The sequence below is a fragment of the Colwellia psychrerythraea genome (assembly GCF_000764225.1).
Taxonomy (GTDB): Bacteria; Pseudomonadota; Gammaproteobacteria; order Enterobacterales; family Alteromonadaceae; genus Colwellia; species Colwellia psychrerythraea_D.
In genome coordinates, this window is record NZ_JQED01000055.1 from 342,426 (window position 1) to 366,786 (window position 24,361).

The 24,361-nt window shown below is 38.9% G+C and carries 21 protein-coding genes; 14 read left to right on the top strand and 7 right to left on the bottom strand.

Annotation, left to right across the window (positions count from 1 at the left end; genetic code table 11):
• On the top strand, positions 1 to 1,020 hold the full coding sequence (locus ND2E_RS02260) for an FAD:protein FMN transferase (protein ID WP_052056963.1): 1,020 nt from the start codon (positions 1 to 3) through the stop codon (positions 1,018 to 1,020).
• 108 nt (positions 1,021 to 1,128) lie between these two features.
• Positions 1,129 to 1,359, top strand: coding sequence for a (Na+)-NQR maturation NqrM (gene nqrM / locus ND2E_RS02255; protein WP_033095592.1), 231 nt, complete (start codon positions 1,129 to 1,131; stop codon positions 1,357 to 1,359).
• A gap of 150 nt (positions 1,360 to 1,509) precedes the next feature.
• On the opposite strand, the gene dxs is transcribed toward nqrM, so the two are convergent.
• Genes dxs through ND2E_RS02240 form a run of 3 tightly spaced genes read right to left on the bottom strand, consistent with a single transcriptional unit; the run spans position 1,510 to position 4,608 of the window.
• Complete coding sequence (gene dxs, locus ND2E_RS02250) at positions 1,510 to 3,402, bottom strand: 1-deoxy-D-xylulose-5-phosphate synthase (RefSeq protein WP_033095593.1); 1,893 nt, start codon at positions 3,400 to 3,402, stop codon at positions 1,510 to 1,512.
• 55 nt (positions 3,403 to 3,457) lie between these two features.
• The gene (gene ispA, locus ND2E_RS02245) at positions 3,458 to 4,360 is read right to left on the bottom strand and encodes a (2E,6E)-farnesyl diphosphate synthase (protein WP_033095594.1); all 903 of its coding nucleotides are present in this window, start codon (positions 4,358 to 4,360) and stop codon (positions 3,458 to 3,460) included.
• Positions 4,360 to 4,608, bottom strand: a complete 249-nt coding sequence (locus ND2E_RS02240) for an exodeoxyribonuclease VII small subunit (RefSeq protein ID WP_033095595.1) — start codon at positions 4,606 to 4,608, stop codon at positions 4,360 to 4,362. The genes ispA and ND2E_RS02240 overlap by 1 nt, the downstream gene beginning before the upstream one ends.
• 334 nt (positions 4,609 to 4,942) lie before the next feature.
• On the opposite strand from ND2E_RS02240, the gene pomA reads away from it, so the two are divergent.
• The 3 genes from pomA (at position 4,943) to thiI (ending at position 8,431) form a co-directional block, all read left to right on the top strand.
• Positions 4,943 to 5,707 (top strand): flagellar motor protein PomA, encoded by a 765-nt coding sequence (gene pomA, locus ND2E_RS02235; RefSeq protein WP_033095596.1) that lies wholly within the window; start codon positions 4,943 to 4,945, stop codon positions 5,705 to 5,707.
• A 44-nt stretch (positions 5,708 to 5,751) separates the two neighbouring features.
• Positions 5,752 to 6,696, top strand: coding sequence for a flagellar motor protein MotB (locus tag ND2E_RS02230; RefSeq protein WP_033095597.1), 945 nt, complete (start codon positions 5,752 to 5,754; stop codon positions 6,694 to 6,696).
• 280 nt (positions 6,697 to 6,976) lie between these two features.
• Positions 6,977 to 8,431 carry a tRNA uracil 4-sulfurtransferase ThiI gene (gene thiI, locus ND2E_RS02225; protein WP_033095598.1) on the top strand — a complete coding sequence of 485 codons (1,455 nt, stop codon included), beginning with the start codon at positions 6,977 to 6,979 and terminating at the stop codon, positions 8,429 to 8,431.
• Here thiI and ND2E_RS02220 read toward each other — a convergent pair.
• Positions 8,428 to 9,411 (bottom strand): ketopantoate reductase family protein, encoded by a 984-nt coding sequence (locus tag ND2E_RS02220; protein WP_081962111.1) that lies wholly within the window; start codon positions 9,409 to 9,411, stop codon positions 8,428 to 8,430. The two genes, thiI and ND2E_RS02220, sit on opposite strands and share 4 nt — an antisense overlap.
• 13 nt (positions 9,412 to 9,424) lie before the next feature.
• Positions 9,425 to 9,826, bottom strand: a complete 402-nt coding sequence (locus tag ND2E_RS02215; RefSeq protein ID WP_033095599.1) for a VanZ family protein — start codon at positions 9,824 to 9,826, stop codon at positions 9,425 to 9,427.
• 212 nt (positions 9,827 to 10,038) lie between these two features.
• Here ND2E_RS02215 and ND2E_RS02210 point away from each other — a divergent pair, with 212 nt between their 5' ends.
• From ND2E_RS02210 to metH, 3 genes are all read left to right on the top strand, one after another.
• Complete coding sequence (locus ND2E_RS02210; RefSeq protein WP_033095600.1) at positions 10,039 to 10,521, top strand: YajQ family cyclic di-GMP-binding protein; 483 nt, start codon at positions 10,039 to 10,041, stop codon at positions 10,519 to 10,521.
• A 396-nt stretch (positions 10,522 to 10,917) separates the two neighbouring features.
• On the top strand, positions 10,918 to 11,865 hold the full coding sequence (locus ND2E_RS02205; RefSeq protein ID WP_033095601.1) for a homoserine O-succinyltransferase: 948 nt from the start codon (positions 10,918 to 10,920) through the stop codon (positions 11,863 to 11,865).
• Positions 11,866 to 11,959: 94 nt separating this feature from the next.
• Positions 11,960 to 15,652 carry a methionine synthase gene (metH, locus tag ND2E_RS02200; RefSeq protein WP_033095602.1) on the top strand — a complete coding sequence of 1,231 codons (3,693 nt, stop codon included), beginning with the start codon at positions 11,960 to 11,962 and terminating at the stop codon, positions 15,650 to 15,652.
• Between the two features lie 183 nt (positions 15,653 to 15,835).
• Here metH and hpf read toward each other — a convergent pair whose 3' ends face one another.
• Positions 15,836 to 16,174: a ribosome hibernation-promoting factor, HPF/YfiA family gene (hpf, locus tag ND2E_RS02195; protein ID WP_033095603.1), complete on the bottom strand. Its 339-nt coding sequence runs from the start codon at positions 16,172 to 16,174 to the stop codon at positions 15,836 to 15,838.
• Between the two features lie 584 nt (positions 16,175 to 16,758).
• Between hpf and ND2E_RS02190 the strand changes: the two genes are divergently transcribed.
• Together ND2E_RS02190 and ND2E_RS02185 are read left to right on the top strand one after the other, a co-directional pair.
• On the top strand, positions 16,759 to 19,152 hold the full coding sequence (locus ND2E_RS02190; RefSeq protein ID WP_033095604.1) for a TonB-dependent receptor: 2,394 nt from the start codon (positions 16,759 to 16,761) through the stop codon (positions 19,150 to 19,152).
• 46 nt (positions 19,153 to 19,198) lie between these two features.
• On the top strand, positions 19,199 to 20,491 hold the full coding sequence (locus tag ND2E_RS02185) for a hypothetical protein (RefSeq protein WP_033095605.1): 1,293 nt from the start codon (positions 19,199 to 19,201) through the stop codon (positions 20,489 to 20,491).
• 75 nt (positions 20,492 to 20,566) lie between these two features.
• Here ND2E_RS02185 and ND2E_RS02180 read toward each other — a convergent pair whose 3' ends face one another.
• Positions 20,567 to 21,274, bottom strand: coding sequence for a Crp/Fnr family transcriptional regulator (locus tag ND2E_RS02180; protein ID WP_033095606.1), 708 nt, complete (start codon positions 21,272 to 21,274; stop codon positions 20,567 to 20,569).
• 168 nt (positions 21,275 to 21,442) lie between these two features.
• Between ND2E_RS02180 and ND2E_RS02175 the strand changes: the two genes are divergently transcribed.
• Genes ND2E_RS02175 through ND2E_RS02165 form a run of 4 tightly spaced genes read left to right on the top strand, consistent with a single transcriptional unit; the run spans position 21,443 to position 24,352 of the window.
• Positions 21,443 to 22,408 carry an ABC transporter substrate-binding protein gene (locus tag ND2E_RS02175; protein ID WP_052056965.1) on the top strand — a complete coding sequence of 322 codons (966 nt, stop codon included), beginning with the start codon at positions 21,443 to 21,445 and terminating at the stop codon, positions 22,406 to 22,408.
• Positions 22,408 to 23,190 (top strand): ABC transporter permease, encoded by a 783-nt coding sequence (locus ND2E_RS02170; protein ID WP_052056967.1) that lies wholly within the window; start codon positions 22,408 to 22,410, stop codon positions 23,188 to 23,190. The genes ND2E_RS02175 and ND2E_RS02170 overlap by 1 nt, the downstream gene beginning before the upstream one ends.
• Positions 23,187 to 23,930, top strand: a complete 744-nt coding sequence (locus ND2E_RS0122040; RefSeq protein WP_052056970.1) for an ABC transporter ATP-binding protein — start codon at positions 23,187 to 23,189, stop codon at positions 23,928 to 23,930. The genes ND2E_RS02170 and ND2E_RS0122040 overlap by 4 nt, the downstream gene beginning before the upstream one ends.
• A complete protein-coding gene (locus ND2E_RS02165; RefSeq protein ID WP_033095607.1) occupies positions 23,912 to 24,352 on the top strand; it encodes a CopD family copper resistance protein in 441 nt (146 codons plus the stop codon). The genes ND2E_RS0122040 and ND2E_RS02165 overlap by 19 nt, the downstream gene beginning before the upstream one ends.
• Positions 24,353 to 24,361 lie beyond the last annotated feature (9 nt).

The following is a 24,361-nucleotide window of genomic DNA, read 5'->3' on the forward strand; positions in this document are numbered from 1 at the left end:
ATGAATAAACTTAAATTAGTGTTGTTAGTTGGTTTAGTACTAACGATATCGGCTTGTTTCCCAAGTAATCCTTCTAAAAATACAGAAATATTATTGCAAGGTCGCACTATGGGGACTACGTATAATATTAAAGTTGTTGGAACCAAAGAGCAGGTAATAGAGCTTAAGTTACAGCAACAAATTGATACTGCGCTAGAGCAAGTTAATCAAGAGATGTCTACCTATATACCTGACTCTGAACTATCATTATTTAACCAAAACCAATCAACAGAAGCTGTTGAGGTTAGTGATGGTTTAGCGCGAGTGATGAAGGAGTCAATTCGATTAGGTAAGTTGAGTGGAGGCAAACTTGATGTCACCGTGGGTCCTTTAGTGAATCTTTGGGGGTTTGGTCCAGAACAGCGTGCTGAAAAAGTGCCTAGTGTTGAATTATTAATGCAAGCAAGATCACGTATTGGTTTGCAACATTTAAGCCTTCAAGAAAATAAGTTAAGTAAAAGTTTACCTAACTTGTATGTTGATCTTTCAACTGTCGCAAAAGGCTATGGCGTTGATGTCGTAGCTGAGTTAATTGAAGCCAATGGAATTAATCATTATCTTGTGGAAATCGGTGGAGAGATGCGCTTAAAAGGCTTTAAGCATACAGGTGAGCTATGGGCAATTGCCATTGAAAAGCCAATAACAACTGAACGCAGTGTGCAGCAGGTTATCATTCCAAAAGATAATGCTGTGGCGACTGCTGGTAATTATCGAAACTATTTTGAAGTTGATGGCACTCGTTTTTCTCATATTATTGATCCTGATACCGGCAGGCCAATAAATCACAAATTAGTCTCTGTTACTGTCATTGCTCCTTCATCTATGACCGCTGATGGTTTATCAACCACACTGATGGTAATGGGGATGGACAAGGGCATGGCTTTTGCGAGTGAAAATAATCTGGCCGCACTGTTTATATCTAAAACTGAAAATGGCTTTGATGAACGTTTTACGGTAAAATTCAAGCAATACCTAAAGTAAGAGCTGAGTAAGCATTACTTTAATAATATCACATTGATATATTCAATGGCTCTTGTCCTGAGCATTGATTGTTTCGTTTTTAGTTGAGTGAGTTGAGAGCATAACATTATGATGATTTTCCTGATAACTTTTGGTTTTTTCCTTGTGGTAGGTGCAGCTATGGCTGTAGGTTATATTTTCCAGAATAAAACCTTGGCGGGGAGTTGTGGCGGTCTAGCGAGCGTTGGCATTGATAAAGAATGTAACTGTGATAATCCGTGTGAAAAGCGTCAAGAACGTGAGAAAAAAGCAGCACTTGAACACAATCTACAGAACAGGATTGATGTCGAAAATTTATAGCATCTAATGGCAATGGTAATAACTCTCGCTAGGTGAGCAATAAACGAGTGCGATTGGTATAGTATTTCTCTATTAAGCTTCATCCAATAAAAAAGGATAATTAAGTGATTTAATTATCCTTTTTTAGTGTTTGTCTGCCTGCTAAGAAAACTAGCTAATAAAGTGCTTTATTTTAGTGAGTATACCTGCTGCATCTAAACCTAACTCAAGATGCATTTCTTCTTGAGTACCGTGTTTGACAAACTGATCAGTAATACCAATATTAAGAATACTAACGGGCTTACCTTGAGCGAGTAAATATTCGTTCACCCCTGAGCCTGCACCGCCTGCAATAGCATTATCTTCAACGGTAACCAGACAATCATGTTTGCTATTTAAAGCATCAATCAATGTTTCATCTAGCGGTTTAATAAAGCGCATATCCACTAAAGTAGCGTTTAGCTCGGATGCCACTTTCTTCGCTTCACCTAGCATAGAGCCAAAGCTTAATATGGCTATGCTTTTACTTGTTGGATTGTTATTTGCTAAGTCTTTTGCTTCAACGATGGTTACCCCTTTGCCTATTTCAATGGTTTCATCAACCGTTGGTAAGATCTCACCAGTGCCATTGCCTCGAGGGTAGCGAACGACACTAGGGCTATTTAACTTGTGGCCAGTGTTTAACATTAGCTGGCATTCTCGCTCATTTGACGGTGCCATGATAACGGTATTAGGAATACAACGTAAAAAGCTTAAATCAAAAACGCCTTGGTGTGTTGCTCCATCTGCACCGACTATACCAGCACGGTCAACGGCAAACATTACGGGTAAGTTTTGTATGGCAACATCATGAATGAATTGATCATAACCACGTTGTAAGAAACTAGAGTAAATGGCCACTACCGGTTTTAAACCACCAATTGCGAGGCCTGCAGCATAAGTCACTGAGTGTTGCTCAGCAATTGCTACGTCGAAGTATTGATCGGGGAAGCGTTGACTGAACTCAACCATACCAGAGCCTTCCGCCATCGCTGGAGTAACGGCAACTAAATTTTTATCTATTTCAGCGGTTTTACACAACCAATCGCCGAATATCTTTGAATAAGTTGGTAAGCTGGGCTTTGACTTAGGTAAATTAGTTTCTTCGGGATTAAACTTTGGCACGGCATGATATTTGATTGGGTCTTGCTCTGCCGCTTGGTAGCCTTTACCTTTGGTGGTCACTACATGTAAAAACTGTGGACCTTTCAGGCTGCGCATATTTTTAATTGTGGTGACTAAACTTTCAACATCATGGCCATCAATAGGGCCGATATAGTTAAAACCTAATTCTTCAAAAAAAGTACTAGGTACAACCATACCTTTTAAGTGTTCTTCAGCACGACTAGCAAGTTCTTTTATTGGTGGTATATTGCCTAATAGCTTTTTGCTACTTTCACGGAAACCAGTAAAAATACTGCCTGATAATAATTTGGCAAGATGATTGTTCAACGCACCAACATTTTTTGAAATAGACATGTCATTATCATTTAAGATAATCAACATATCTTTTTTGATATCACCAGCATGATTTAAGGCTTCAAAAGCCATACCTGCAGTCATTGCTCCATCGCCAATTACGGCAACTGTTTTGCGATTCTTTGCTTCTTTTTCAGCGGCTACCGCTAATCCGAGAGCAGCAGAAATAGAAGTACTTGAATGACCAACACTTAACGTATCGTACTCACTCTCTTCACGCCAAGGGAAAGGATGTAAACCACCTTTTTGTCTTATGGTATGTAACTGATCACGTCTGCCCGTTAAAATCTTATGTGGATATGCTTGATGACCGACATCCCAAATTAAATGATCAAATGGGGTGTTATAGACATAATGCAAGGCTACAGTCAGCTCAATAGTCCCAAGGCCTGATGCAAAGTGTCCACTACTCTTACTTACAGAATTAAGTAAGAAACTACGTAATTCATTACTAATACGTGTCAGTTGTTCTTGCGGCATAGTACGCAGATCTGCTGGAATATCAATCTGAGAAAGTAGTGGGTAATTTGCAAGGTTTGTAGTCATAGTTTATCTATTGGTAATGATTATTTTATTTAAAGGTTTTGCTTTGTCTTGACACCTAGTGGCTGCGTCTCACAATAAAAGTGGCAAAATCTGCTAAAGATTGGGTATTGTAAGGTAATCTGCTCAAAGCTTGAAGTGCTTGTTGTAATAAGTTTTCTGCTTTATCTTGTGCACCTTGTAAACCAAGTAGCGCAGGATAAGTACTTTTATTCGCGGCTATGTCTGAACCCACAGGCTTCCCGAGCTCTTCTTCGGTAGAGGTTAGGTCAATAATATCATCCTGAACTTGGTAGGCTAGGCCTATGAGTTGAGCGTATTCGCTCAATATTTTTTCGTGCTCACTGGTGACATGTCCACTACACATAGCTGGCATCAATACAGATGCTTCTAATAGAGCACCAGTTTTAAGAGAGTGCAGAACTTCAAGTTCACATAATGAAATGTTTTTTCCTGTTGCTGCTAAATCAAGCGCTTGTCCGCCACACATCCCCTGGTAACCTGATGCACGCACTAATTGTTGAATTAGCTTTACCTGTATAGGCATGTTAGAAATTGTTTGATTTGATGAAAACGTGTGATTCGCTAAAATATCAAAAGCAAGGGTTTGTAATGCATCGCCAGCTAATATTGCGGTAGCTTCATCAAACGCTTTATGACAAGTTGGCTTTCCACGTCTTAAATCATCGTCATCCATCGCAGGTAAGTCGTCATGTAAAAGCGAGTATGCATGTATGCACTCAAGTGCACCGGCTACTGCATCAATATCATTCAAATCAGCAGAAACAGCCTCGCCTGTGATATAAGCTAAATAGGGACGCATTCGTTTTCCGCCAATAAGTAAACCATAACGCATGGCTTCTATAAGCGTAGGATCATTGATGGGAAGTTCTTTCAGCTTAGTGGCTAAGAAGTCGTTGATTCGTAGTTGGTAATTGGCATAAGAAATTAATGTTGTCATTAACTTTCGCCTGCGCTGCTATCAAAGTCCGTTAACTGGGCAGTGCCATTTTTCTCTAGTAAAATTTGTACTTTTTGTTCAGCAGCTTGTAATTTCACCTGACTTATTTGGCTCAGATTCAGGCCTCTTTCAAAGAGCGCCATTGATTCTTCAAGGCTTAATTCACCTTGCTCTAAACTTTGCACAATTGTATCAAGTTCATTTAATGATTCTTCAAAAGAGAGGTTTTCTAGTTTCTTTTTAGCCATGATTTTTGCTCTAAGCACGTGAGGATTTATTAATTCCGGCAAACTTACCTTAGCTTGCAACGTGGGTCAATTGACCTAGTTCAATTATAGTTCTGAAAATTATTTTATCATTAGTGTTAAGTTATTGACACTACGGGCGATAATAATCTTATATACATATTTTATTATTAGTAAATTATTCGTTAGGCATTAGCGAATAGCTTGCACTTAATGTAGTATTCTTTTATTTATACCCGCGACCATTCAAACTGACATTGCTCAAGCACTCTTAATCGAGCATTTTGAATGAATATAAGTATTAAAGCGCGATAAGTTAGTTGTTTAGGAGAGTTTTGTGGATTTAGCTACGTTAATTGGTATTTTAGGTGCCATTGGTTTATTAGTCATGGCGATGGTGTTATCAGGCGACATTATGATGTTTGCGGATACTCAATCGGTATTGATTGTTTTTTGTGGCTCAATTTTTATCGTGTTATCTAACTACAACTTAGGGCAGTTTTTTGGTATAGGTAAAATTATTGGCAAAGCCTTTATGTTTAAACTTGAAAAACCTGAGGAGCTAATTGAGAAAGCTGTTGATATGGCTGATGCAGCACGTAAAGGCGGATTTTTAGCCCTTGAGGAAGCTGAAATCACCAACCCTTTTATGCAAAAAGGCGTTGATATGCTCGTTGATGGTCATGACGCTGATGTAGTTCGCGCAACACTTCAAAAAGATATCAATTTAACGACTGAGCGCCATGAAACAGGCTCAAATATGATGATGGCGCTTGCCGATGTTGCACCCGCAATGGGAATGATTGGCACGCTTATTGGTCTTGTTGCCATGTTATCGAATATGGATGACCCAAAATCGATAGGCCCGGCTATGGCGGTTGCTCTATTAACAACACTTTACGGTGCCTTCTTAGCCAATGTTATTGCTATTCCTATTGCTTCAAAGTTGCAACTTCGCATGGCTGAAGAAAAAATGAACCAAGAGTTGGTACTTGATGCGGTATTGGGTATTCAAGACGGTCAAAACCCACGTGTTATCGAAGGCTTATTAAAGAATTATTTAGCTGAAGGTAAAAGAAAAATCGATACAACTGATGAGTAGCATGAACAGAGTAATAGTAAGTAGCTTGATACTAGGAGTGACGCGTGGCTGAACAAGAATGTAAATGTCCACCTCCGGGGTTACCTGCGTGGATGGGAACTTTCGCCGATCTGATGTCGTTGCTAATGTGCTTCTTTGTTTTGCTTTTATCATTCTCTGAAATGGATGTGTTAAAGTTTAAACAAATTGCTGGCTCGATGAAGTTTGCCTTTGGTGTACAAAATAAAATTGAAGTAAAAGATATTCCCAAGGGCACTAGTATTATTGCTCAAGAATTTCGTCCGGGAAAGCCTGAGCCAACACCTATTGAAGTTATCCAACAACAAACCATGGAAATGACCCAGCAAATGCTTGAATTTCAAGCTGGGGATGAAACATCTGCAGGTGGGCGACAAGAGCAACGTGGTACTGAACGTGGTGGCCAATCGCAAAATACTGAAGATGCACTTTCGCAACAGGCAATAGATCAAGCCAAGCAGGATATGGAAGAAGCCGCTCAAGAGCAAGTCAATGAGTTAGTTAAGAAAATAGCTGAGCAGTTAGAACAGCAAATTCAAGATGGTGCAATTGAATTAGAGTCCTTGGGCCAACAAGTGATCATTCGCATAAGAGAGAATGGTTCTTTTCCTTCAGGATCGGCCTTCTTGCAGCCGAAGTTCAGACCGATCATTCGTGAAATAGGTGAATTGCTTAATACTGTTCCGGGTGAAATCATGATCTCAGGCCATACTGATAATCGTGGAGTCAACTCTGAATTGTTCAGCTCTAACTGGGATTTATCCAGTAAACGTGCCGTTGCAATAGCCCATGAGCTGATTAAGGTGCCTAATTTTGATGCTACTCGCTTAGTGGCTGCAGGTCATGCTGATACAAGAGCCTTGGTCCCCAATACTAATGCGCTAAATCGCCGTCGTAATCGCCGTGTTGAAATTGCAATAAACCAAGGTAAAGCCAAGGAAACGGAACGAATAGGTATCACTAAAGAATAAAAAGTTAAAAGTTATACATCGACTGTAAAGCATGGAAAAACTAATTGTAGTTTCTCCTTCTTCTGTTGATGTTTATCTTGCTAGATAGCCAAATAAGCTATATGAGTGTAGCTTATTTGACTATGCCCTCACGTCAAAACCTATATAACTAGTTTGCATACTATGCTCTTAGTTGCCTTTATTTCTCTCTAACGTCAGTGCAAAACGAAAACTCAACAGAAGCTGAAAAATAGTGTACAATGCGCGCCATTATTTTTTTGTCTTTTTTAGGTTATAACCGATGAAATTTATCGTAAAGCTTCAATCTGAGATCACCATTAAATCTCGCCCTGTCCGTAAACGTTTTACTAAAATATTAGAGTCGAGCGTTAAGAATGTTTTACGCCGTATTGATGAGCAAGTCACTACACGTATGAACTGGGATAATATTGAAGTTAATACGAAAGACAATTCACCTGAAAACCGTGAACGCCTAGTAGATGCTTTAAAATGCATCCCAGGAATCCCTATGTTCCTAGAGGTACAGCAAACTGAGTTTGTAGATGTTCACGATATCTATGAAAAAACCTTAGCAGTTCATGCCAAAAATATTGAAAATATGACTTTCTGTGTACGTGCTAAGCGTACCGGTAATCATGATTTTAATTCATTAAAAGTAGAACAGTATGTTGGTGGTGGATTAAACCAAGCGGTTGAAAGCGCTAAGGTTAAACTAAAAAATCCTGATGTAACCATACACCTTGAAATCAAAAACAAAGACTTATTTATTGTTACCCAGCGTCATCAAGGCTTAGGTGGCTTTCCAATAGCAACGCAAGAAGATGTGTTATCACTTATGTCGGGTGGTTTCGATTCGGGTGTATCAAGTTATCAAATGATCAAAAAAGGTGCGCGTACTCACTATTGTTTCTTTAACTTAGGTGGCTCAGCGCACGAAGTGGGTGTTAAACAGATAAGTTATTTCTTGTGGAATAAGTTCGGCGCTTCACACAAAGTGAAATTCTTTGCTGTAGACTTTGAACCCGTGGTTACTGAGATCTTAGAAAATGTTGAAAATAGCCAGATGGGTGTTGTATTAAAGCGCATGATGGTACGAGCTGCTAGCAAAATAGCGGAACGAGGAAAAATTCAAGCATTGGTAACGGGTGAAAGTTTAGGTCAGGTATCAAGTCAAACACTAACCAACCTTAACGTCATCAATCAGGTAGCCGATACGTTAATTTTACGTCCATTGGCGGCTTATGATAAGCAAGATATTATTGATATAGCGCGGAAAATAGGAACAGAGGAATTTTCTAAAACGATTCCTGAGTACTGTGGCGTTATTTCTAAAAAACCAACCGTAAAGGCTGTTTTGTCAAAGGTTGAAGAAGAAGAGGGTAACTTTGATTTTGATGTGTTAGACAAGGTTGTCAGTGAAACGCGTGTTTATGATATTCGAGATATTGGTAAAGAGACGGAAGAAGAAATTCGTGCGGTAGACCTTGTTGAAAATATTCCAGACAATGCTGTTGTTGTCGATATTCGCAGCCCTGAAGAAGAAGAAGAAAAACCTCTAGAATTAGCTGATGTAGAAGTGAAGCACATTCCTTTTTATAAGTTGTCTACCCAATTTGGTGACTTAGATATGACAAAAGAATACTTATTGTATTGTGATCATGGTGTGATGAGCAAATTACAAGCGTTGTATTTACTCGATAATGGTTTTAAAAACGTAAAGGTATATCGCCCTTAATCTTCAGGCTTAGTGCTAAGGTTTAGCACTTGTTGCCACAGTCGAGTATTTTCGGGGGTGGCGACATTATGTTTCTTTGCTAAACGGTGAATATAACCGTTAATATAATCAATCTCAGTAGATCTTCCCGCCAAAACATCACCACGCATTGAAGAGCAGTTTTTCGCTGTGGCTTTTGCTACCTTTCGCACGATGACTTCTAAGTCATTTAATACCAAGTTTATGCTTTCAGCTCTACTGACATTGATTATCTCAGTCAGTACCGTGCGGATTTGTTCAGTAAATTTCGCCTTGTTTACTTCACCATTTTCAATATTGTTAATCGCTGTTATAGGATTAATCACACAATTTATTGCCAATTTTAGCCATTGTTTTTGTATAATATCTTGATGAAAGCAGACCTGGGGCAGGGCATAATTCAATTGGCGAGTCAGTTGCTCTTGTACAGGTAAGCTTAGCTTTCCAGAAAGCAGTCCAATATCACTTTGACCTAAACCTGTATGGGTGATTGCTAAGGGGGCATAGCGTAAACAACCATGTGTCGTTAACATTGCGAGTATCACTTGTTGACTGGGGAGTCGCTTTATTACCTTTTCTAAAGTACCCATGCCATTGTGAGCAAGAATAATAAGGCACTGAGGGTTAATGCTCTTAGCTATTTGCTCTACAGCCATGGCGATATTAAATGATTTTAAGCAGAGGATAATGATATCAGCAGCTTCTATATCGACTGTTTGAGTATAGATTAATGGGTAAGTCTTTGCTTGTTGCTGTTGATAGGCAGTGAATTTATAGGTCGCTATTTTTTGATCATTAGCGCTCAAAGAATCTTGATCCGATGCTAATAGCGTAACGCGCATTTCTTCATTAGTATTGACAGCTGCATTTTTTGAAAAACTTTCTTGTGCTAAATGATGGTACCAAAGCAGTCCCATTGCACCTTGTCCAACGATAACAATATTTTTTAACTGATGAATCATGGTTTGTTATGTATCATTTAATTTGTTGTTGATAGTTCGAAGAGAGATTAGATCTCGTTTTACAAAATAAACTACCCCAGAGCCACTTCGCGCAGACAAATATAAAAATGCCAATAACATCTGCAAGAAAGTCACTAATCTCACCGCTTCGAAACCCTAAAAAGTATTGGCCAATTTCTGTTAAAGCGCCATAGAAAATAAGCAAAGGCACAGCAAAAGAAAGTGATAACTTTATGATGGAGTGGCTAAGCCAGGTTAAAATAAAAAAGCTCGCTAAATGACCCATGGTATCAATTGCAGGAAGCTGAAAAATGCGCTTTCTAACAAGATCGGGTAAAAATTCATGGGCGAAAAGCAAAGACATAGTGATGATGATTACTGTAATGAAAAAGTAATAGTGCTGACGAGCTTTCACAAACAATCTGCAAATGAGTAAGGAAGTATTTCGATACTAACATGAATAACACGGTATTTCTTGTTGTGCCATGTTATTTGGCATGGTTATTAATTGCATTATAAGGTGTTTGCTTTCGTCGGACTTTAGTTGCGCGCATTAAACGTGGGGGTATAATGGTAGGTATTGAATAAAATCAACCTATAGCTAAACCTTTAGAAGAGAAATAAATTATGCCATCAATGGATATCGTATCAGAAACTGATTTAGAAGAAGTAAGAAATGCTGTTGACAATGCTAACCGTGAAGTCACTACGCGCTTTGACTTTCGAGGTGTGGAAGCAAGTTTTGAATGGAAAAAACCTAATGTTACTCTGAAAGCAGAAGGCGATTTTCAATTAAAGCAGATGTGCGATATGTTGAGAAGCCAATTAACTAAACGTAATGTGGATGCTAAGGCAATGGCCGTTGGTGATGCGAGTGCAACAGGCAAGAATTGGAGCCAGCAAGTAACGTTTAAAGAAGGTATTGAACAAGACGTTGCTAAAAAGGTAGTAAAGCTCATTAAAGGTGAAAAATTGAAAGTACAAGCCGCTATTCAAGGTGAGCAAGTACGAGTGACGGGTAAAAAACGTGATGACTTGCAAGCGGTAATGCAATTAGTACGTACGGCCGAGCTAGAGCAATCATTTCAGTTTACTAACTTTAAAGACTAAAATTTTTTATCAATAAATTAAATTCTCTAACCAAAAACCATAACTTTAGTTATGGTTTTTTTATGTTCGCAAAATGTTAAGTATTCTGGCTCTCAATAGTATAACTGAAGCACATTGAAAAATTAAAATATTAACAATAGCTTATCTTAATAGACTAAGCTCTTTTAAATATCTATTTAGCAATATAAGCATTTTACCCCCTCAGTACTGCTATTTAATGGTGGTTCTTGATAATTGAAATTAACTCAAATGACATAATAGCCGTTTTTATCGCGATTAATCATTTCGCTAATCAAAACGGTATAGACGTCTATACGTTTAGATGTTGACATATCTAGTGATCTAAGTAACAGTATAAGCATTCATAATTATGTGTTTTTTTTGTTAGGTAGCATCATGCCCATTAAAATTCCCGATCAATTACCCGCGTTATCAATTTTAAATAACGAAAATATTTTTGTGATGTCTGAGAACAGAGCAGCATCTCAAGAAATTCGTCCGATGCAAGTGGCTATTCTAAACTTAATGCCAAATAAAATTGAGACAGAAGTGCAAATTTTGCGCATGCTGTCTAATACACCATTACAGATAAACATTGAATTCATCCGTATACACAAAAATGTGTCAAAAAATACGCCTGAAGAGCATTTAGAAAATTTTTATCATTTATTTGATGATATCAAGCACAAACAATATGATGGTCTTATTATTACGGGGGCACCGCTAGCTTTACTTGATTACTCACAAGTCACTTTTTGGGACAAAATTTGTGAAGTATTTGACTGGGCTGAAAATAATGTCACTTCAACGATGTTTTCCTGTTGGGCTGCACACGCCGCTTTATATCACCACTACGGTCTAAATCGTCATTTACGTAAAGAAAAATTATCTGGTGTCTACAAACATAAACCACTTGATGACAAAGAATCGCTTACCAGAGGTTTTGATGAAAACTTTAATGTGCCACATTCTCGTTATGGTTACATTGATAAGTCAGATTATGAAAGTATTCCGCAAATAAAAATATTAGCAGAGTCTGAGACTGCAGGTGTGTACTTGGCTGCGACTAAAAACAAGCAGCAAGTTTATTTAACAGGTCATCCTGAATACGATGCCAGCACATTGCATGAAGAGTATTTACGAGATAGCAGTCAAAATACTGATGCCGCTTTACCCAAAAACTATTATCAAGATGATGATGCGAGCAAATCACCTGTTGGCTCTTGGCGTAGCCATGGCAGTTTGCTCTTTACTAATTGGCTCAACTACTATGTTTATCAAATGACCCCCTATCAGTTAGATGCCTCAAATATTAGAGCCATTCACCCCGATACGGCTCTTTAAGAACTAGCTAAAAGGTCTGCTAAAATTACTTGCTTGGCCTATATTATTTATCTTAGTCAGAGATAAAATAACTTTTGATACTGCGGAAAAGAACATGAAAAAATCATCATCATTTGCCTTATTTGAGCAACAATTAGCAAATAACATTTTAATTTTAGATGGTGCTATGGGCACCATGATCCAAGCTTATAAGTTTGAAGAACAAGACTTTCGCGCCGAGCGATTTGCAGATTGGCATACTGATGTAAAAGGCAATAACGATATGTTAGTGCTTACTCAACCTGAAGTGATTAAAGCTATTCACCTAGAGTATCTCGAAGCTGGCGCTGATATTCTTGAAACGAATACCTTCAATGCAACGACGATTGCCATGGCTGATTATGACATGGAAGAGTACAGTGCTGAAATTAACCGTGTTGCTGCACAAATTGCCCGTGAAGCTGCAGATGAGTACAATAAAAAAACGCCTGAACGTCCCCGTTTTGTTGCTGGTGTTTTGGGACCAACGAATCGAACTTGTTCAATTTCACCGGATGTAAATGATCCTGCCTATCGTAATGTTACCTTTGACGAACTAAAAGACGCTTACATTGAATCTACGTTAGCGTTGATTGAGGGTGGCAGCGATATCATTTTGATCGAAACCATTTTCGATACGCTAAATGCGAAAGCCGCCATATTTGCAGTAGAAACTGTTTTTGAGCAATTAGGCGAACGCTTGCCTGTCATGATTTCAGGTACGATTACTGATGCCTCTGGACGTACTTTATCAGGGCAAACAACAGAAGCGTTCTACAATTCACTTCGTCATGCAAAACCCGTTTCTTTTGGTTTGAATTGTGCGTTAGGCCCTGTTGAGTTACGCCAATATGTTGAAGAATTAAGCCGAATTTGTGATGTTGCGGTATCTGCTCATCCAAATGCGGGTTTACCTAACGCTTTTGGTGAATATGATTTTACCGTAGCAGATATGAATACCCATGTGGAAGAGTGGGCATCATCAGGCTTTTTAAACATTATTGGCGGCTGTTGTGGTACTACGCCAGCCCATATAAAAGGCATGGCTGATACGGTCGAAAATATTGCTGCTCGTAAAGTGGAAGCTCGTGAAATTGCTTGTCGTTTGTCGGGCTTAGAGGCATTAACCATTAAAGAAGATAGCTTGTTTGTTAACGTTGGTGAGCGTACCAATGTGACCGGCTCAGCTATGTTCAAGCGTTTGATCAAAGAGGAAAACTACGATCAAGCTATTGCTGTTGCTTTGCAACAAGTTGAAAACGGTGCACAGATTATTGATATCAACATGGATGAAGGCATGTTGGACTCGAAAAAAGCTATGGTACGTTTTTTAAACTTGATTGCCGGTGAGCCTGATATTGCTAAAGTGCCAATCATGATTGACTCATCGAAATGGGACATCATTGAAGCAGGGCTGCAATGTATTCAAGGTAAAGGCATTGTGAATTCAATCAGCTTAAAAGAGGGAGAAGAAAACTTCCGTCAACAAGCTGAATTATTACGTCGTTATGGCGCTGCTGTTATCGTCATGGCGTTTGATGAAGAAGGCCAAGCGGATACCCGTGCACGTAAATATGAGATTTGTCATCGGGCTTATCACATATTGGTTGATGAAATAGGCTACCCAGCAGAAGATATTATCTTTGACCCGAATATTTTTGCTGTTGCTACAGGTATTGAAGAGCATAATAACTATGCGGTTGATTTTATTGAAGCCGTTGACGATATTAAGAAAAACTTACCTCATGCCATGATTTCAGGTGGCGTATCAAATGTTTCGTTCTCCTTTAGAGGGAATAATCCAGTACGTGAAGCAATTCATGCCGTGTTTTTATATTATGCCATCAAAAATGGTATGGACATGGGCATTGTTAACGCAGGCCAATTAGCTATTTATTCAGATTTACCTGAAAAGTTAAAACAAGCAGTAGAAGATGTTATTCAAAACAGTGATGATGGCGCGACTGAGCGCTTACTTGATATTGCGCAGGAGTATCATGGTCAAGCTGGTGGCCAAGCAGCTAAAGTCGATTTAGCTTGGCGTGATCTGCCTATCAATGAGCGTTTATCTCACGCGCTGGTAAAGGGGATAAATGAGTTTATTATTGAAGATACTGAAGAAGCAAGGTTAGCAGCAGTTCGTCCTTTAGATGTGATTGAAGGCCCATTGATGGATGGCATGAATACCGTGGGTGATTTATTCGGTGCTGGCGAAATGTTTTTACCACAAGTGGTCAAATCAGCGCGAGTAATGAAACAAGCGGTGGCGCATTTAAACCCCTTTATTGAGGCTGAAAAAACGGAAGCTAGTTCAAATGGTAAAATACTACTGGCAACGGTAAAAGGTGATGTACACGATATAGGTAAAAATATTGTTGGCGTAGTACTGCAATGTAATAATTATGAAATTATTGACCTTGGTGTCATGGTTTCTTGTGATGATATTTTACGTGTTGCTAAAGAAGAGAATGTGGATATTATCGGCTTGTCTGGCTTGATCACACCATCACTTGATGAAATGGTACATGTTGCTAAAGAAATGAAGCGCCAAGATTTCAATTTACCTTTATTAATTGGTGGTGCAACAACGTCTAAAGCACATACTGCGGTGAAAATTGAGCCACAATATGAGCACCCGGTTGTGTATGTTTCTAATGCTTCTCGTTCAGTATCAGTGGTGAGTAGTTTATTATCAGATGAACTTCGTCCCGCCTTTATGGAAAGTCAAAAAGATGAGTATGAACGCGTTCGTGCTCGTCACTATAAAAAAGGCCCGCGCTCAAGTTTAATAAGCCTTGAAGATGCGCGTGCCAATGCTACTGAAATTAACTTTGACGACTACAGACCGAAAAAGCCAAATAAGCTTGGTGTAACTGTGCTTGATAATATCGACTTGAACGAAGTTAGAAACTATATAGATTGGACGCCATTTTTCATGACATGGCAATTATCAGGTAAATATCCACTTATTTTAAAACATGAAGTGGTTGGCGTTGAAGCGACTAAATTATTTAATGACGCTAATGCTATGCTAGATGATGTTATTAACAATAAAAAAATTAGTGCAAGAGCAGTATTTGGCTTATTCCCAGCGCATAGTAAGCAAGATGATATCGTAGTTTACCAAGATGAAAAGCGTGAAGAGCAATTAATGAGGCTTCATCAATTACGTCAACAAAGTAAAAAACCAGCAGGGCAGTTTAACCGCTGTTTATCTGATTATGTTGCACCTGTTGATTCAGGTATTGAAGATTATGTTGGTGCCTTTGCCGTATCAGCAGGCTTTGGCGTGGAAGAATTAGTGAAAGCGTATGATGTTGAGCATGATGATTATAACTCTATTTTACTTAAAGCGGTGGCTGATAGATTAGCAGAAGCGAGCGCTGAATATTTACATGAGAAAGTTCGTAAAGAATACTGGGGGTATGCGCCTGATGAAAATTTAGATAACGATGCGTTAATACGTGAAAGTTATCAAGGTATTCGTCCTGCGCCAGGTTACCCTGCGTGTCCGGAACATACTGAAAAAGGTTTATTGTGGGAGCTGCTTAATGTGAAAGAAAACATTGATATGGATCTCACCTCAAGCTATGCCATGTGGCCCGGTGCAGCAGTGAGTGGTTGGTACTTCTCTCACCCTGAGTCTAAGTACTTTGCTGTCGCTAAACTAGCAAAAGATCAAGTGCTTGATTATGCAGCTCGTAAAGGCATGACCATAGAGCAAGCGGAGCGTTGGTTATCTGCTAACTTAGATTATGAACCTGATTAAGTTTAAATTTAGATAGTGCTGGTTGAAGTCGTTAACACGACTTCAAGGTTATAGATGTTTAATGTTTAAAAAAGGCGACATCGTGATTATATTTATAAATCACGATGTCGCCTTTTTTGTTGAGTATGTTTTATTTGAACATTATGCGCTGTAATTTAAGTTATTACGTGCGCTTCACCCACCTTATGGGGCTGTGTGGTATAAGTCTGTTTGCGGTACTACAAACTTATCATTAAATTTGGCAGATAATACGCCTTTACGGTGTGCCAATGCAGATTGTAATTTTTTGGCTACCTTAGCAATAGCTACATAAAGTTGTTTGTCAGAAGCATTTACTGTTACTTTTTCACCTTCATATAAGGTGGTTACTTCAAGTTTTTGCAGGTGCGGCTCAACGGTAATGGTCGAGTTTAACGTCATAATTGACGGATAATGTTTAGAGATTTTCGCAAACTTATTCTCGATAGATTGCTTGATACCTTCGGTGATTTCAACGTGGTGTCCAGAAATTTTAATCTTCATAGTCTTACCTCTTTTGTTATCTTTGTCTTTCTCTGTGCGTTCTTTTCAATTTCATAATCCTCCTTCAGTCATAAAAATGCAATAAAAAAATGGTAGATAAATGCAATTAAATGTAATTAGTATTTTGCAAATAAAAGAGCACATAAAATAGTATTTATTCGCCGAACATTAATTACGATTCATCACTAACGGCAAGCTAATTTTAGCTTTTCAACACAGATGAAGTAGAAAATTTAACTTTCCATATTTTTTCCCAGGTCTCGTCAGTTTTATGGCAATTCTGTGATTTTTAATATAATTACCTTTAAAGTTATGTGTTACTTTATAACATTTACTGTGTTGCTTATAGTATTGTAGAATCGAATGCTTTACTCATCATCACACCTATCTATTGATACTTCCTTAATTCTATTCCACTTAAAGCTTCTTAATTATGTGGAGTGTCTATGTTGAATGGCTTTGTTGAGAGAGTTAAAATATTTGTAATTAAATAGTAGGATATCTTGCAAAGTGTAATGTTATAACATAACATCTTGCGAATTGTTATGTTATAACTATTTAACTCTCCGTTATTAAGAGGCACCATGAGAAAATTATCACGAATTATGAGCGCATTACTTGCCATATCTGCAAGTGGTCAATTACATGCAGAGCAAGTACAGGGTATCGTTACTAACAAAGAGGGAGCTGCTATAGCTGGTGCTACGGTAAAGGTAATGGGAACGAATAACCTCGCGGTGACCAATGAGCGGGGGACGTTTACTTTAGAGGTTCGAGCAGGTCAATATGAACTGCATGTAGTGGCAAATAATTTTGTTCATGAAAATGTCAATGTTGTCGTTGTTAATAATCAAGATGCTCAGTTAAGTGTATCACTTGATAAATCAGCGATCGAAATTATTGATGTGAGTGCAACTCCTTTTCATAGTTCTAATATTGAGTCAGCTTTACCTATAACCGTACTACACGGCGAAAATTTACGAATGCGCCAAGAGAGTACCTTAGGTGATACCTTAAATAAAGAAGTCGGTGTGCACAGTACTTTTCATGGTGGTGTGGCTAGCACCCCCATCATTCGCGGTTTAGATGGTCCTAGAGTCTTAGTGACTCAAAATGGTTTAGATGCAGGGGACGCATCACGTGTTGGGCCTGATCACGCCGTATCTACTGAAACATCGACCACAGAACGTATTGAAGTTTTACGTGGTCCTGCGACATTATTTTATGGCAGTGGAGCCATTGGTGGTGTTGTCAACCTTGTTGATGCAAGAGTGCCTCGGAGCAAAGATACTAAAGGTGAATGGCTTGCCGAACAAAATAGTAATAATGACCAAACACTTTTATCAGGTTCGATTACCAGTGGTACGGGCAATGTTGCAATACATGCAGACGGCTTTTACCGAGATAGTGATAATTACCACACCCCTGATAAAAATGGTATCGATGAAGTAGCTAACTCTGCGGCAACGTCAAGTGGCTTTACGTTAGGCACTAGCTATTTGCTTAACAACGGCTTTATTGGTGTTTCTTATCAAACGTTAGATCAAGAATACGGAATTCCAGGCCATAGCCACGGTGATGAAGATGTCGCTGTACTTGCTGATTTGACTCAAAATCGTTGGCAATTGCTTAGTGAGTTAAGCTTTGACAATAAAATAGTGAAGTCACTTAATACTAAAATTGCCTATACAGACTATCGCCATAGTGAGTTAGAAGTTGGTGTTGTTGGAACAACATTTGATAATGAAAGTTTAGAAACACGCATTGAACTTGTGCATCAAGATTTTTGGGATTGGCGTGGTGGATTAAGTATTCATTATAAACAAAGTGACTTTACTGCTGTTGGTGCTGAGGCGTTTACACCACCCTCTGATACCAGTTCAATTGCGTTAGCTTGGATAGAAGAGCGTCATTTTGGCGACGTACTATTGCAGTTAGGTGCACGTATCGAACGAACTGAAGTGAGTGCAGCTAAAGTGCGTTTACCTGAAATTGAGTTTAGTAAAGATCATGAAGCTCAAGACGATCATGGTGGAGCAGAAGATCATGATCATAGTGAACATGATCATGAAAATCATGGTTCAGAGGGAATGACACGTAACTTTGCTGTTGAGCATGTTTTTACACCTGTTAGCCTTTCTGCAGGGGTAGTATGGGACTTCACTGATGGATATAACATCGGTTTGTCATTATCACACTCTGAACGCGCACCCTCAGCCTCAGAATTACTATCATTTGGCCCGCATATAGGCACAGGTTCATATGAAGTCGGTGCGTTATTTTCATTACATGATGATCACGAAGAAGGGGCACATTTTGCCCTAACTGATCACGATATAGTAATGGAAACCGCTAGTAATATTGATTTAAGTTTACGTAAATTCAAAGGTGATTTTGGTTTTATTCTTAATGCTTTTTATAACCAAATAGATGATTACTACTATGAGCAAGCGACAGGTTTATCCGCCGGGGATGGACATGATCATAGCGGCCATGACCATGGTGGTCATGAAGAAGAATTACACACATTACCATTGTTTATCTTTACTGCGCAGGATGTCACTTTACACGGCTTTGAAGCACAAGCTGTTTGGCAGGTTACAAATAATTTTGCATGGCGAGTTCAGGGCGATATTATTCGCGCTCGCTTAGATGCAGGTGGTAATTTACCGCGAACACCTCCAGCACGAATTGCCACAGAGTTCAGTTATCAAGGTGAAAGTATCTCGGCAGATTTATTTATCAGTCAATACTTTGAACAAACAGATACAGCAGCACTAGAAACCCCAACAGATAGTTATGTCATGGTAGATGCAAACATTAACTATCATTTTACTTTAGGTCAGCAAGATTTAGCTGTTTATCTTAAAGGTACAAATTTGACCGATGAATACGCTAAAGTACACACCTCATTCTTGAAAGACTTAACGCCATTAGCAGGCCGTTCTATTGCTGTCGGTATTCGCAGCTCATTTTAATTTTTGCCCCATAACTGGGTATGTATTAACTTATCAAAGGAAAATCATGAAAAAATTTTGTATAAAAACACTGGTCATTGCTTGTGCTGCGTCGGCTTTAATTGGTTGTGGTGATAGTGAGACAACGATTGTCGAGTTAGAGCCCACACCTGCTGAAGAAGGTGGTGCTCACCCAGAAGTAGAGCTTGGAAAAGGACGTTTAGCTATCGCTGCTGCAGAGGAGGCCGTTGTTCACATCTTTGATTTAGAAGACAATAGTTTGGTTGACTCTTTGACCATTACCAACCCGGCAGAATACTTATATGCAAGCCCAGATAACCGCTACGCCGTCGCTGTGCAACGTTCACTCGATAGGGTTGAATTTATTGATGGTGGTGTGTGGCAAGAATTACATGGTGATCACTATGATCAACATGCTGATGAACCAGTCCTTACTAATTTTTCTCTGCTTGATGTAAAGCCAACACATTATGTGCTACGGGGTGATAAAGCGGCCGTATTTTTTGATGGAAATAAAGAAACAGGAGTTAACGCGAGTTTAGCTTTATTAAGCGATGAAAGTATTAGCGAAGAACAGTTAATTGCACAATATCATTTTGATACTTATATGCACGGCACAGCAGAAATACGTGGTAATTTTGTCTTAACCACATTACGTGATAGTGAGGCTGAAAGTAGTTTGCCTGAGCAAGTAACCTTGCTTGAAGTTCATGACGATCACTTTCATCAAGAGCAAGTTTTCGAGACAACTTGTCCCGCGTTACACGGAAGTTTTCAAACGGAAGCATATATTGCCTTTGCCTGTGGTGATGGCGTTTTATCAATCGAGCAACAAGGTAGTGTTTTTACTGCGCAAAAAATAGCTAACCCGATTGAAATGCCAGAGGGGGTACGTATTGGTTCATTAAAAGGCAGCTCAGAGAGTAACATCATGATTGGTGCATCACGTGCGGGATTCTTTTTGGTTGATTTATCTGCACAAAGCATTACACCATTTAACTGGCAGTCAGAGGAGAGCCTAGTCTCGGTAACCTACGGTTTTGATGGCCATAATGAACATATGTTAATACTTGATAACCAGGGCCATTTGAATATGTTTTCCGCAGAGAATAACTGGGAATTAGACAAGCGTATTGAAGTATTTGATGAATTAGCTGAAGAAGCAAAGCCTTCAATTATCGCTTCTAAAGCCCATGAGTTTGTTTATGTAATCAATGGTCAAGAAGTAACCACTATTGATTTGCATGAAGGCACAGTTGTTGGTCATTTCGACTTAAACTTTTTACCAGGTAAAGCAGCGTGGCTTGGTATTGCAGGGGAAGAAGAGCACGAACATTAATTGTCAGTAAGAGTTCACTTCAAAGTACCAAGTAGTGCATTTGTTTCCTTATGCTTGGTACTATGGAGTGGCATTTTAATGAGCGCTTTTAAAAATACTCGGTACTAAATCTACTTCTCTACAGAGGCATTTAAAATCAGGTATGGTGATGCAGGCACCAGACTCAGTAATAAGGCCATTGTATTTTAATTTCTTAAATAGCCGAGAGAGAGTTTCAGGTGTAATACCTAATTGCGAGGCTAATACTTTTTTAGTGTTGGGTAGTGTAAAGCGATTGCCACTTCTCTTCTGTTTGCTGTAAATATCAGCAAAGTGCATTACTAACCTTTGATTTGCGTTAACCTGTGTGAGCATATCTAAGGAATTCATTAATTGTCCCACCCTGTTACTTATAAAACTTATCACCTGTAATGAGAGTTCAGGGTTACTAATAAATAACGCTTTAAAACTCGCATAACTGTATGCCGTTAACGTTGTTTCTTGATCTACATGCGCACTCATAGGGTACTCGCGTGGTTGCATGAATACCGCCATTTCAGCAATGACACCACCAGCAAGAAAAACTTTGAATACCTTTTGCTCACCATTAGGCATCAATCTAGACAAGGTTACTTTGCCTTTATTTACGCGGTAGACATGATCAGCACTATCACCTTTTTCAAATAAATATTCATGACAATTCAAATTAATTTGATGACTTTTAGCTTCCAGTAAATTGCGTTGAGGTGGGGTTAGTAATTGCAGTATGGAAGCTTCTGTTGGGTAAGTATGAGTGTTAGACATAATTTTTCCGTGTATAAATATATGAATAAGTGACGGCCTTGATAATTGTCAAGGAGGTAGCGTAACAATTAGAGTACTATAAATGAAAATCATTCTTATTTGTAGGTTATCGTGAAATATTTTTCATTTAATGTATCGCTATTTTTAATACTAAATACTGTAGTTAGCATGTTGCTAATTAGCCCTCATGTTAATGCAGGTGATGGCGCTCATCACGATAAGAGAAGCTTTACCTTAGCAGGCCCTGGCGCAGTGGTCAGTTATCCTTTAATGGTGATGGCACAAAAAAAAATGTTGTCGCAACAGCATATTGCACTTGAGTTTGTGCAATGGAAAAACCCCCAACAACTCCGCGCTATGGTCTTAGGTGGGCAGGTTGATTTTACTGCGATGCCATCTAATCTCGCTGCAACATTTTATAACCGTGGGCATAAGCTGAGTTTAGTCAATATTTCCATTTGGGATATCATGAGTATTGTCAGTCAACAAGGGGAGCGCCTTGCTGATTTACACGCTCTTATCGGCCAAGAAATTGCTGTGCCATTTAAAAATGATATGCCAAGTATCGTATTCAAAGAATTGCTAAATGCCAACCTGGCAAATAAAGCAAGTCAGGTTAAGATTAGAAATAGTCATAACCTTGCAGACACTGCTCAGCTATTACTGGCCAGCAAAGTTAAGCATGCCTTATTAATTGAACCACTAAGCTCGGTGGTTTTATATCAGGCTAATAAGAATATTACACAAAAGCAGGGCGTTAGCCTCGTTACCTCATTCAACATCAGTCAGCTCTGGCAACGTAGTTTTCCAAATAGTCCCAAATTACCGCAGGCAGGGCTTGTGGCCAATATTCCGGTTAATCAAGATCGTAATGTCGTGAAATCTGTAAATCAAGCCTATAAAGCTGCATCTACTTGGTGTCAGGAAAATATAGCTGAATGCGTAAAAATAGTTCGTGTCTATCTGCCCAAAATGCCAAGAGAGGCACTAATGTCAGCGATAGAAAAAACAGCGATTACAACAGTTGATGCTAAGTTAGCTAAAAGCGATTTAGAAAGCTTTTATCGTTTGCTCGCGAAAAGTGATGCTAAACGCATTGGTAATAAGTTACCTGCAGAAGGCTTTTATTTCTAATGTCTTCATATAAGGTAAAAAAACAGCGAGTAATAAAAAAACTCTTTGCACAACTAGCAGGTGGACTAGCGCTTATTGCATTTTGGCAATACCTTGCTGACCAACTTAGTCACATGATTTTAGCCTCGCCCAGTCAGACTATTTCATACATGGTTGAGCTGTTTTTGGACGCTGAGTTTTGGCAGACGATGTTGGTTAGCTTAACTCGGTTAACTATTGCGCTCAGTGTCGCGTGTTTTATAGGATTTTCTCTTGGTGTGATGGCGGGAAGAAAAAGCTGGCTAAGAGATTTTCTTGCACCAACCCGTTGGCTGTTGATGAGTGTCCCACCAGTTATTGTTGTTTTACTGGCCATGCTGTGGTTTGGCATGGGATCTTCCATGGTGATATTTATTACCGTCATTTTGCTTACTCCAACGGTTTATTTAAATACTCAAAAAAACATTGCTCAAATTAACTCTCAATGGCTTGAACTAGCAACAATATACCAATTTTCACATTATCAATGTCTTCGGAATATTTACATTCCAGCTATTGCACCAGCATTATGCGCCACATTAGTCATGGTTTGTTGCAATGGTGTTCGGATTGTTGTGTTGGCAGAAGTACTGGGGAGTCATGAAGGCATAGGTTACCAGTTAACCAGTGCTAGTAGCAATTTTGAAACCGCAGAGTTATACGCCTGGGTTTTGGTAAGTTTACTGCTTGTCGCTTTCTTGGAACTGCTTTTACTTAAGCCTATTCAGCACAAGCTATTACATTGGCAGGGAGAAAATGCATGAGTATGCCTGATGAAAATGCCAATGAATGTACTCTATCTGCAGTGCTTGTTTCGATGAAAAATATCTCACTCTATTTTAATCAGCAAGTTGTTTTTGATGATTTTTGTTTTGATATTTATGCAGGAGATAAAATTGCATTACTGGGTAAAAGTGGTATTGGCAAGTCATCTCTGATGAAGTTAATTTCGGGGATTGAGCGACAAAGTAGTGGCTTAATTGAGAACAGAGCTTTACGTATTGGTTATGTATTTCAAGAGCCAAGATTATTACCTTGGCTCGATGTTGCCCAAAATATTACTGAAGTCATGAAAGCACAAGGTATTCCGAATCACCAAAGGGAATCACAGTTAGATGAACTACTTAATAAAGTGGGGTTAACGGGATACAAACATTATTTTCCACATCAACTTTCTGGTGGTATGGCACAACGCGTTTCGTTAGCAAGGGCTTTCTCTATTAGACCTGATCTTTTGTTATTGGATGAACCTTTTAGTGCGTTAGACAAACACTCCACCGATGAATTGAGCCAATTATTACAGCAGTTTCTGACCGAAAAAATCAGCATGATTTATATCAGTCATGATATAGAGCAAGTGATTAAAGTCACGAGTAAATGTTTATTGTTGAGGCCTTCTGCTCCACCTCTGTCTTGCAATACAAGCACATTACAAGAGCGCGAACTCTTTATTAATCATATTTATCCATCAAAGGTTAACTCATTATGTCCTACCCAATTCTAATCACGATTCATTTATTTTCTGCCGTTATGTTTATCGGTGTTGTTTTTTTTGAAGTTATTTTTCTTGAGTCAATAAGAAAGCGCATAGCAAGTGATGTAATGGCGCAAGTTCAAGAAGGTATCACGACTAAAGCGCGACAAATAATGCCCTACGTACTTGCTTGTTTATTTCTTTCGGGATTAGCGATGGCTAATCATCACTTTCCTGGTTTTAAAGAGGTAATGTCGTCGAATTTCGGTCAACTGTTATCAGTAAAGATGCTCCTAGCGTTAAGTGTCCTGATGCACTTCTTCACAGCTATGTACCTTTCTCGTCATGGAAAAATGAGCTGTAGTCGTTTCAAATTTATTCATTTAAGTGTTTTTTGCCATCAAGTGTTAATCATCTTCTTAGCAAAAAACATGTTTTATATCACTTGGTAGTAAGGAAAG